At 67.7% G+C, this 9962-nt stretch carries 9 protein-coding genes and 3 tRNA genes; 10 read left to right on the top strand and 2 right to left on the bottom strand.

Translation table 11 applies throughout. The features are described 5' to 3' along the window. Positions 1 to 2: 2 nt before the first annotated feature. A tRNA-Val gene (locus AZG88_RS32445) sits at positions 3 to 74 on the bottom strand. A gap of 16 nt (positions 75 to 90) precedes the next feature. Next, positions 91 to 163: transfer RNA gene (locus tag AZG88_RS32440), tRNA-Gly, on the bottom strand. Between the two features lie 242 nt (positions 164 to 405). On the opposite strand from AZG88_RS32440, the gene AZG88_RS32435 reads away from it, so the two are divergent. From AZG88_RS32435 to pdxS, 10 genes are all read left to right on the top strand, one after another. Continuing rightward, positions 406 to 477, top strand: a tRNA-Val gene (locus AZG88_RS32435). A gap of 155 nt (positions 478 to 632) precedes the next feature. After that, positions 633 to 1838: an RtcB family protein gene (locus tag AZG88_RS32430; protein ID WP_061043631.1), complete on the top strand. Its 1206-nt coding sequence runs from the start codon at positions 633 to 635 to the stop codon at positions 1836 to 1838. 112 nt (positions 1839 to 1950) lie between these two features. After that, the gene (locus AZG88_RS32425; RefSeq protein WP_061043632.1) at positions 1951 to 2382 is read left to right on the top strand and encodes a TIGR02611 family protein; all 432 of its coding nucleotides are present in this window, start codon (positions 1951 to 1953) and stop codon (positions 2380 to 2382) included. 95 nt (positions 2383 to 2477) lie between these two features. Then, on the top strand, positions 2478 to 4535 hold the full coding sequence (gene thrS / locus AZG88_RS32420) for a threonine--tRNA ligase (protein WP_061043633.1): 2058 nt from the start codon (positions 2478 to 2480) through the stop codon (positions 4533 to 4535). Positions 4536 to 4540: 5 nt separating this feature from the next. Next, positions 4541 to 5116 carry an HIT family protein gene (locus tag AZG88_RS32415; protein WP_061043634.1) on the top strand — a complete coding sequence of 192 codons (576 nt, stop codon included), beginning with the start codon at positions 4541 to 4543 and terminating at the stop codon, positions 5114 to 5116. Between the two features lie 79 nt (positions 5117 to 5195). Beyond that, on the top strand, positions 5196 to 5861 hold the full coding sequence (gene pgsA / locus AZG88_RS32410) for a phosphatidylinositol phosphate synthase (RefSeq protein ID WP_061043635.1): 666 nt from the start codon (positions 5196 to 5198) through the stop codon (positions 5859 to 5861). Continuing rightward, positions 5858 to 6763: a phosphatidylinositol mannoside acyltransferase gene (locus AZG88_RS32405; RefSeq protein WP_061043636.1), complete on the top strand. Its 906-nt coding sequence runs from the start codon at positions 5858 to 5860 to the stop codon at positions 6761 to 6763. Before pgsA ends, AZG88_RS32405 begins: the two co-directional genes overlap by 4 nt. Continuing rightward, complete coding sequence (locus AZG88_RS32400) at positions 6760 to 7887, top strand: glycosyltransferase family 4 protein (protein WP_061043637.1); 1128 nt, start codon at positions 6760 to 6762, stop codon at positions 7885 to 7887. Before AZG88_RS32405 ends, AZG88_RS32400 begins: the two co-directional genes overlap by 4 nt. Continuing rightward, positions 7884 to 8906, top strand: coding sequence for an NUDIX hydrolase (locus tag AZG88_RS32395; RefSeq protein WP_061700185.1), 1023 nt, complete (start codon positions 7884 to 7886; stop codon positions 8904 to 8906). The genes AZG88_RS32400 and AZG88_RS32395 overlap by 4 nt, the downstream gene beginning before the upstream one ends. A 153-nt stretch (positions 8907 to 9059) precedes the next feature. After that, positions 9060 to 9962 carry a pyridoxal 5'-phosphate synthase lyase subunit PdxS gene (gene pdxS, locus AZG88_RS32390; protein WP_011598631.1) on the top strand — a complete coding sequence of 301 codons (903 nt, stop codon included), beginning with the start codon at positions 9060 to 9062 and terminating at the stop codon, positions 9960 to 9962.

Here is a 9962-nt window from a genome sequence, read left to right as displayed (position 1 = left end):
GGTGCGCGATACTGGGATTGAACCAGTGACCTCTTCCGTGTCAGGGAAGCGCTCTCCCGCTGAGCTAATCGCGCGGGATGGAGAAAAGAGAGCGGACGACGGGATTCGAACCCGCGACCCCAACCTTGGCAAGGTTGTGCGCTACCAGCTGCGCCACGTCCGCATGCACCGTGTAACTCGCGGAGAATGTTCTCCGTGGTGCGGTTGAGAACATTAGCCGACCATCCGCGATAGTTACAAATCTGCAGGTCAAGGCATCAGACGGTGAACTACACATGAACGACGCCGGGTCGAGGACGTGCCGCGGGCGGGGGTCGACACGAATCCCAACGACGTGATTTTCGTTCGGCCGCTCGGTCGTGTTAATGTTCCAACTCGTTCGAGCGCGAGTGTTTGGCGCGCTTCGGTCCCGTGGCTCAGTGGAAGAGCGTCCCGTTCACACCGGGGAGGTCGCTGGTTCGATCCCAGCCGGGACCACAGATGAGAAGAGGGCGTTTCCGAAAGCGGAAACGCCCTCTTCTTTTTCTTGTGCCCACCCCGATAATCGGTTGTTCCGGCTCTTCGGCGCGGCGGACAATGAACTCAGCCGGCCGAAAGTTCCCGGGTGATCCGCTATCGAAGGACTGAGTCCCATGTTCCCCGTGAGGCTGGAAGGCACCACCGCGCCCACCTTGATGTGGGCGGAAGAGTGGACCATCGAGCAGGCTGCGTTGCAGCAGCTGCGGAACATGGCCGACCTGCCGTGGGTCCACGGGGTGCGGGTCATGCCCGACGTCCATGTCGGCAAGGGTGCGACGGTCGGTTCCGTCATCGCGATGCGGGAGGCGATCGCCCCGGCGGCGGTCGGCGTCGACATCGGGTGCGGAATGACGGCGGTCCGGACGGATGTGACCGCGAGCGATCTGCCCGACAGCCTGCGGTCGATGCGGTCGCGCATCGAGCGTGCGGTGCCGGTCGGGTTCGCCATGCACGAGCGTTCGGTGAACGTCGGCGCCCTCGATGTCACGAACGCCGGGGGAGTGAAGAGGGGATGGCACCGCTTCTGGCAGGACTTCGGTGACCTGCATTCCGGCGTCCAGTCCCGCGAATCCAAGGCGATGAAACAGATCGGCACGCTCGGCGGTGGCAACCACTTCATCGAGGTGTGCCTGTCCGACGCAGACGAAGTCTGGCTGATGCTCCACTCCGGGTCGCGCAACATCGGCAAGGAACTGGCGGAGCGGCACATCGCGGTGGCGCGGGCGTTGCCGCACAACCAGCGCCTCGTCGATCGCGATCTCGCGGTGTTCCTCGCCGGCAGCAAGGAGATGGACGCATACCGCCACGACCTGACGTGGGCGCAGGAGTACGCGGCCCGCAACCGCGCCGTCATGCTCACCCTGGTGATGCAGGCGTTCCGGCAGTCACTGCCCGGTAGGACGGTGCGGTTCGACGAGCCGATCTCCTGCCACCACAACTACGTGTCGGAGGAGATCATCGACGGCGAGCCCATGCTCGTCACCCGTAAGGGCGCGATCCGCGCCGGCCGGGGTGATCTCGGACTCATCCCCGGCTCCATGGGCACCGGTTCCTACGTGGTGCGAGGCCTGGGCTCCGAGCTGTCCTTCAATTCGGCGTCACACGGGGCGGGACGGACGATGAGCCGCACGAAGGCGAAGAAGCGTTTCACCGTCGACGACCTCGTGCGGCAGACGTCCGGAGTCGAATCACGCAAGGACGCGGGCGTGATCGACGAGATCCCCGGCGCCTACAAGGACATCGAGCAGGTGATCGAAGCGCAGGCCGATCTCGTCGAGGTCGTGGCCCACCTGCGGCAGGTCGTCTGTGTGAAGGGATGACCCGCGAGCGTGTGCGGCGGTGCGACGACGCGCCGCCGCAGGTCGCGGTCGGTAGGGTGGACTGGTGACTAGCGGAGAAGCTCGGCCGGGACCCGCGCCCGAGAACGTGGACATGGACGTGGACGACTCGGATCTGTCCCCGTTCCAGGAAGCGGAGAGCCGCTGGCGCCGGTGGCGAGCACACATCGCCGCGCGCCCGAGCCTCAACCTGGCCTACCGCATCGCGGTGGGGGTGATCGGCGCTCTCGTGCTGGCCGCCGGGATCGTCGCGATTCCCTATCCGGGCCCCGGCTGGCTGATCGTGTTCGCGGGGCTCGGAATTCTCGCATCCGAGTTCGCGTGGGCCCACCGGCTGCTGCACTACGCGCGCCGGCGCTACGACAAGTTCATCGACTGGTTCTCGCGGCAGTCGCTGGTGGTCAAGGGGGCGGGTGCGCTGCTGACGTGTGCCGTCGTCCTCGCCACGTTGTGGTTGCTCGGGACGTTCGGTCTCGTCGGAACGTGGATCGGTCTCGACTACCCGTGGCTGGAGAGCCCGCTCTAGCCGGACGCATGGTTGGGTGTGACTGCTGGGCCGATAACATGGGCTGGCACATTCACCATGTCTGCACCGCACACCTCACCTAGGAGAACATCGCCGTGAGCACCCCCGCATCCGCCGCCCCAGCCGCCCTCGTCCGGGTGCCCGCGGGGACTACGGCCGGTACAGCGGTTCGGGAGGCCGGCTACCCGAGCAAGGGCCCGGACGTCGTCGTCGTGGTCCGTGACGCGGAGGGCCAGCTCAAGGACCTGTCCTGGGTGCCCGACACCGACGTCGAGGTCGAGCCGGTCGCGTCGAACACCGACGACGGCCGCAGCGTCATCCGCCACTCGGCGGCCCACGTGCTCGCGCAGGCCGTCCAGCAGGAATTCCCCGAGGCGAAGCTGGGCATCGGTCCGCCGATCAAGGACGGGTTCTACTACGACTTCGCCGTCGATCGCCCGTTCACCCCCGACGACCTCGCGAACCTCGAGAAGCGGATGAAGAAGATCATCAAGGGGTCGCAGCGGTTCTCCCGCCGCGTCGTCGAGTCGCTCGAGGACGCGCGTGCCGAGCTGGCGAAGGAGCCCTTCAAGCTCGAACTCATCGACGACAAGTCGGGAATCGACGATCCGGAGATCATGGAGGTGGGCGGCAACGAGCTCACCATCTACGACAACCTGGACCCGCGGACCGGCGAGAAGGTGTGGGGAGACCTGTGCCGCGGCCCGCACATCCCCACCACCAAGCACATTCCGGCCTTCAAGCTCACCCGCAGCTCGGCGGCGTACTGGCGTGGTAACCAGGACAACGCCGATCTCCAGCGCATCTACGGCACCGCATGGGAGTCGGCGGAGGCGCAGGACCAGCATCTGGAACTGCTCGCCGAGGCGGAGCGCCGCGACCACCGCAAGCTGGGGTCGGAACTCGACCTGTTCAGCTTTCCCGACGAACTCGGCTCCGGACTGCCCGTGTTCCATCCGCGGGGCGGGATCATCCGCACCGAGATGGAGGACTACTCCCGCAAGCGGCACGTCGAGGAGGGGTACGAGTTCGTCAACACCCCCCACATCACCAAGGGGCATCTCTACGAGGTGTCGGGCCACCTGGACTGGTACCGCGACGGCATGTTCCCGGCGATGCACATCGACGAGGAGCTGAACGAGGACGGCACCGTGCGCAAGCCGGGCCAGGACTACTACCTCAAGCCGATGAACTGCCCGATGCACAACCTGATCTTCCGCTCCCGCGGCCGGTCGTACCGCGAACTGCCGTTGCGGCTCTTCGAGTTCGGCTCGGTCTACCGGTACGAGAAGTCCGGTGTCGTCCACGGTCTCACCCGCGTGCGCGGCATGACGCAGGACGACGCGCACATCTACTGCACCCGCGAGCAAATGCGCGACGAACTGGCGACCACCCTGCAGTTCGTCCTCGGCCTGCTGAAGGACTACGGACTCGACGACTTCTACCTCGAGCTGTCCACCAAGAACCCGGACAAGTTCGTCGGCGACGACGCCGTGTGGGAGGAAGCGACGGCGACGCTCGCCGAGGTCGCGGAGTCGTCGGGGCTGAACCTCGTTCCCGATCCGGGCGGCGCAGCGTTCTACGGACCGAAGATCTCTGTGCAGGTGCAGGACGCCCTGGGCCGCACCTGGCAGATGTCGACCATTCAGCTCGACTTCAACCTGCCCGAGCGTTTCGACCTCGAGTACACGGCCAACGACGGCACCAAGCAGCGTCCGGTCATGATCCACCGGGCCCTGTTCGGTTCCATCGAACGGTTCTTCGGCGTGCTCACCGAGCACTACGCGGGTGCGTTCCCGGCGTGGCTGGCGCCGGTCCAGGTGGTCGGCATCCCGGTCGCCGAGACGTTCGCCGACCACCTCTTCGACGTGGTGAAGCGGCTGAAGGCGGCCGGTATCCGCGCCGAGGTCGACGCGAGCGACGACCGCATGCAGAAGAAGATCTTCAACAACACGGCGCAGAAGGTGCCGTTCATGTTGCTGGCGGGTGCGCGCGACGTCGAGGCGGGCGCCGTCAGCTTCCGATTCCGCGACGGCACCCAGGTCAACGGGGTGCCTGTGGACGACGCCGTGCGCATCGTCACCGACTGGATCGGTCGCCGCGAGAACGCCTCGCCGACGGCCGAACTGCTGCAACCCGGCAAGGAAGGGTGAGGCACATGACCGGAGGTGACGACGTGACGGCCGACGAGATGCTCGGCGGCCCCGGCCGCCTCGTCGACCGCGGCCCCGGCGAACCCGATCACCTTCAGCGGATCTGGTCGCCGCACCGCATGTCGTACATCGCCGAGGCGCCGAAGTCGCGGGACACCCCCAACGAGCCGTTCATCGACATCCCGAAGATGGACGACGAGGACGGGTTGATCGTCGCCCGGGGTGAGCACGTCTACGCCGTGCTCAACCTGTACCCGTACAACCCGGGGCACCTGATGATCGTTCCCTACCGCAAGGTCGCGGCGCTCGAAGACCTGACGGAAGAGGAAAGCGCCGAGTTGATGTCGTTCACGCAGCAGGCTCTGCGCGTGATCAAGCGGGTGTCGCGGCCGGACGGTTTCAACGTCGGCCTCAATCTCGGTGCGGCGGCAGGCGGTTCGCTCGCCGAGCACCTGCACCAGCACATCGTTCCGCGCTGGGGCGGGGACGCGAACTTCATCACGGTCCTCGCCGGGGTCAAGGTCATGCCGCAGTTGTTGCGCGAGACCCGGGGGCTGCTGGCGAAGGCCTGGAATGAATGACTCGATAGATGAATGACGCGCGAGTCGCTGACTCACGCGTTCGGGGTTCCTGGCAGGAAGTGAAGAACGGGGTGGAGAGGTGCTGAGCTTCTTCGGACGGGCATCCGTGTCCAAGGTGACGGCGCCATTGGGGAAGGCCCTGGTGAAGACCGGGCTCACGCCCGATTCCGTCACCGTCATCGGCACCGTGGCGACCGTGGCCGGCGCGGTCACGCTGTTTCCCAGCGGACATCTGTTCTGGGGAGCGATGTTCATCTGGCTGTTCGTCATGTTCGACATGCTCGACGGTGCCATGGCCCGCGCCCGCGGCGGCGGCACCCGGTACGGCGCCGTTCTCGACGCCACCTGCGACCGGGTGGCCGACGGTGCGATCTTCGCCGGTCTCGCCTGGTGGGCGGTGTATCACGAGAACAGCAAGCCGCTGCTGATCGCGACTCTGCTGTGCCTCGTCACCTCGCAGGTGATCTCGTACGCCAAGGCGCGCGCCGAGGCGAGTGGATTGTCCGCCGACGGCGGACTCATCGAACGACCCGATCGGCTGATCATCGTGCTGGTCGGTGCCGGCGTCACCGGGCTCGGAGTCCCGTGGGCCATTCATGTCGCGATGTGGTTGCTGTCGGTGGGCAGCGTCATCACGGTGTTCCAGCGGGTACTGGCGGTCCGCCGGTCGCCGGGCGCGCGCGACGTGCTGCCCCTGCCTCCGACGGACACGACGCCGGAAGACGGACAGGCGAGCGAGCAGTGAGCGGCGTGTCGGAACGCATCAGTGATCTGGGGTACGCGGTCGGCTGGCGGCTGGTCCGCGCGCTGCCGGAGAAGGTCGCGGTCGCCTTGTTCGACAGGGGAGCCGACTTCGCCGTCCGGAACGGCGGGCCGGAACAGTTGCGCCGCAATCTTGCCCGCGTGCTGGGTGTGCCCGCCGCGGAGGTGCCGGACACCCTGATGCAGGCCTCGATGCGGTCCTACGCGCGCTACTGGCGGGAGGCGTTCCGGCTGCCTTCGATGGACCTCGTGAAGACCGGCGCGGCCCTCGACGAGCTGATCGAAGGGCAGAAGCACCTCGACGCCGCGAAAGAAGCCGGCCGGGGCGCGATTCTGGCGCTGCCGCACAGCGGAAACTGGGACATGGCGGGTGTGTGGTGCGCCCAGCACTGGGGCGGTCTGTCCACGGTCGCCGAGCGGTTGAAGCCCGAGTCGCTGTACCAGCGGTTCGTCGACTACCGCGAAGGGCTCGGTTTCGAGATCTTCCCGCTCAGCGGGGGAGAGCACCCACCGTTCGTGGAACTGTCGGCCCGACTGCGGGACAACGGGATCGTGTGCCTCCTCGGTGAACGCGACCTGGCGAAGAAGGGTGTCCCGGTGACGTTCTTCGGGGAACCGACGCGGATGCCCGCCGGTCCCGCCAAGCTGGCGATCGACACCGGCGCGCCGCTGCTGCCGGTGCACTGCTGGTTCACGGACGGCGGGTGGGGTTTCCGCATCGACCCGCCGATCGACACCACCATGGGGGTGGCCGCGGCGACCCAGGCACTGGCGGACCGGTTCGAGACCAACATCGCGGCACATCCGGAGGACTGGCACATGCTTCAGCCGCTGTGGCTCTCCGATCTGTCCCAGGCGAGGCTTTCCCGCATGGAGAACTCGTGAAGATCGGAATGGTCTGCCCGTACTCGTTCGACGTCCCGGGCGGAGTGCAGGCTCACGTCGTCGACCTCGCGGAGGTCCTGATCGAGCGCGGGCACAAGGTGAGCGTCCTGGCGCCGGCGTCCGACGACGTCGACCTGCCCGACTTCGTCGTCTCCGCGGGCCGCGCCCTCGCCATTCCCTACAACGGCTCGGTGGCCCGGCTGAGTTTCGGCCCCGCCGCGAGCGCCCGCGTGCGGCGCTGGATCTCGGACAACAACTTCGACGTCCTGCACATCCACGAGCCCAACGCGCCGAGCCTGTCGATGCTCGCCATGCGCGTGGCCGAGGGGCCCATCGTGGCCACCTTCCACACGTCGACCACGAAGTCGTTGGTGCTGAGCACGTTTCAGGGTGTGCTCCAGCCCTACCTGGAGAAGATCAGCGGCCGCATCGCGGTGTCGGAACTCGCGCGACGCTGGCAGGTGGAATCACTCGGCTCCGATGCGGTCGAAATCCCCAACGGCGTCGACGTCTCGGCGTTCGCGAACGCCGAGCCGCTGCCCGGCTACCCGCGTCGCGGAAGAACCATCCTCTTCCTCGGACGCTACGACGAGCCCCGCAAGGGCATGGCGGTGCTTCTCAAGGCGCTGCCCACCCTGGTGGAGAAGTATCCCGACCTCGAGGTGCTGGTGGTCGGCCGCGGCGACGAGGACAAGCTGCGCCGGGAGGCCGGCCCGGTCTTCGGGCACCTGCGTCTGCTCGGCCAGGTCGACGACGCCGAGAAGGCGTCGGCGCTGCGGAGCGCCGACGTGTACTGCGCACCCAACCTCGGCGGTGAGAGCTTCGGCATCGTGCTGGTGGAGGCGATGGCCGCGGGTGCCGCCGTCGTGGCGAGCGAACTGGACGCGTTCCGCCGCGTCCTGCGGGACGGGCAGGCGGGCGTCCTGGTGCCGGTCGGGGATGCGGCGGCGCTCGCTGCCGGGATCGACTCGGTGCTCGGTGACCCCGAGCGCAGCGCCGCGCTCACCGACTTCTCTCGGACGGTGGTCACCGAATACGACTGGCCGGTGGTGGCCGAACAGATCCTGCGCGTCTACGAGACGGTCACCGTCGGCCGCGACGGCGTCCGGGAGGTCGGCTCGTGACGTTCTCCGCCCTCACGATCCTGGTTCTCGCCCTGGTCGCAGCCGTCGTCCTGGCGATCGGCCTGTGGGCGTACGGGACGGCCAACCGCCTCGACCGCCTGCACGTCCGCTCCGATCTGTCCTGGCAGGCCCTCGACGCGGCCCTCGCGCGCCGGGCGGTGGTCGTGCGTGCGGCCGCCGCAGCGATGGACCCACCCGAGGGCAGGTCGCTGGCCGCGCTGTCGGCCCGGGCGGAACGGTCGGACCGGGCAGACCGGGAGATCGCCGAGAACGCGCTGTCCAGTGCGCTCTCGTCCCTCGACCCGGACACCCTGCGCCCCCAGCTGGTGGCGGAACTCGCCGATGCGGAGGCGCGGGTGCTGATCGCCCGCCGATTCCACAACGACGCCGTCCGCGACACCCTCGCTCTCCGCACCCGGCGACCTGTCCGATGGCTGCACCTCGGGGGCACGGCACCGCTGCCGACGTACTTCGAGATCACCGAACGCTCGTCCGCCGCGGCGGTCACCGAGGGTCTGGCACTCGACTCCGTCCGGACATCGGCCCGGGTGGTGCTGCTCGACGGCGAGGGCCGGGTTCTGCTGCTCCGGGGTCACGACCCCACCGTCCCCGATGTCTACTACTGGTTCACGATCGGCGGTGCCGTCGAGAAGGGGGAGAACCTGCGTGCGGCCGCTGTCCGGGAGATCGCCGAGGAGACCGGGCACACCGCGTCGCCCGAACAGCTGCGCGGACCCATGTGGCGTCGGGTGGCCATCTTCTCGTGGAACGGGCAGCTCATCCGCTCCGAGGAGCTGTTCTTCGCGCTGCGCACCGACGGGTTCGAGCCGCACCACGGGGGCTTCACCGAACTCGAGAGCCGCACCATCACCGGTCACCGGTGGTGTACCGCGGACACGGTTCGTGAACTGGCGGCGGCAGGTGAAGCCGTGTACCCGCACGATCTCGCGGATCTCCTCGACGAGGCAGACGCGGTCGCGTCGGCCGCGGACGAACCCGAGGTGCGCGCGATCACCTGAGCCGCCCCGCCAGTCCGAAGAAAGCCAGCAATCGCGGACTGGCTACGGAAGTGGACTGCCGCTCTGTCCTAGAATCGGGTACTGCAGCGTGAACGTCGTCGTTCACGCATGCCGCTATCGAAATCAATCCACGCCACAACCCAGGAGTTCGCTGTGAGCACCCCCGACACCACCCCCACCACCGGTACGGCGCGCGTCAAGCGTGGCATGGCCGAGATGTTGAAGGGCGGGGTCATCATGGACGTCGTCACCCCCGATCAGGCGAAGATCGCCGAGGACGCCGGTGCGGTGGCGGTGATGGCGCTCGAGCGGGTGCCGGCGGACATCCGGGCGCAGGGTGGGGTGTCCCGGATGAGTGATCCGGACATGATCGACGGCATCATCTCCGCAGTGTCCATTCCGGTGATGGCCAAGGCCCGGATCGGGCACTTCGTGGAGGCGCAGATCCTGCAGTCCCTCGGGGTCGATTACGTCGACGAGTCCGAGGTGCTGACCCCGGCGGACTACGCCAACCATATCGACAAGTGGCAGTTCACCGTCCCGTTCGTCTGTGGTGCCACCAATCTGGGTGAGGCGCTGCGGCGGATCACCGAGGGTGCGGCGATGATCCGGTCCAAGGGTGAGGCCGGGACCGGTGACGTGTCGAACGCGACCACGCACATGCGGACGATCGGTGGGGAGATCCGCCGGTTGACCTCGCTGAGCGAGGACGAGCTGTATGTGGCGGCGAAGGAGCTGCAGGCGCCGTACGACCTGGTCGTCGAGGTCGCCAAGGCCGGGAAGTTGCCGGTCACGATGTTCACTGCCGGTGGTATCGCCACCCCGGCGGATGCGGCGATGATGATGCAGCTCGGTGCGGAGGGTGTGTTCGTCGGGTCGGGCATCTTCAAGTCCGGTAACCCGGCGGAGCGGGCCGCGGCGATCGTGAAGGCGACCACGTTCTTCGACGACCCGGACGTGCTGGCGAAGGTCTCCCGCGGGCTGGGTGAGGCGATGGTCGGGATCAACGTCGACGACATCCCGGTCCCGCACCGGCTCGCCGAACGCGGCTGGTGA

Source organism: Rhodococcus sp. LB1 (genome assembly GCF_001583455.1).
Classification (GTDB): Bacteria; Actinomycetota; Actinomycetes; order Mycobacteriales; family Mycobacteriaceae; genus Rhodococcus_F; species Rhodococcus_F opacus.
Note: the sequence above shows the minus strand (reverse complement) of the source record. Positions and strands in the feature narration are given on the sequence as shown.

Excerpts from the sequence above, each read along its gene's own strand:
- AZG88_RS32430 (WP_061043631.1), top strand. The coding sequence starts at position 633 with ATGTTCCCCGTGAGGCTGGAAGGCACCACCGCGCCCACCTTGATGTGG.
- AZG88_RS32425 (WP_061043632.1), top strand. The coding sequence starts at position 1,951 with ATGGACGTGGACGACTCGGATCTGTCCCCGTTCCAGGAAGCGGAGAGC.
- AZG88_RS32415 (WP_061043634.1), top strand. The coding sequence starts at position 4,541 with ATGACCGGAGGTGACGACGTGACGGCCGACGAGATGCTCGGCGGCCCC.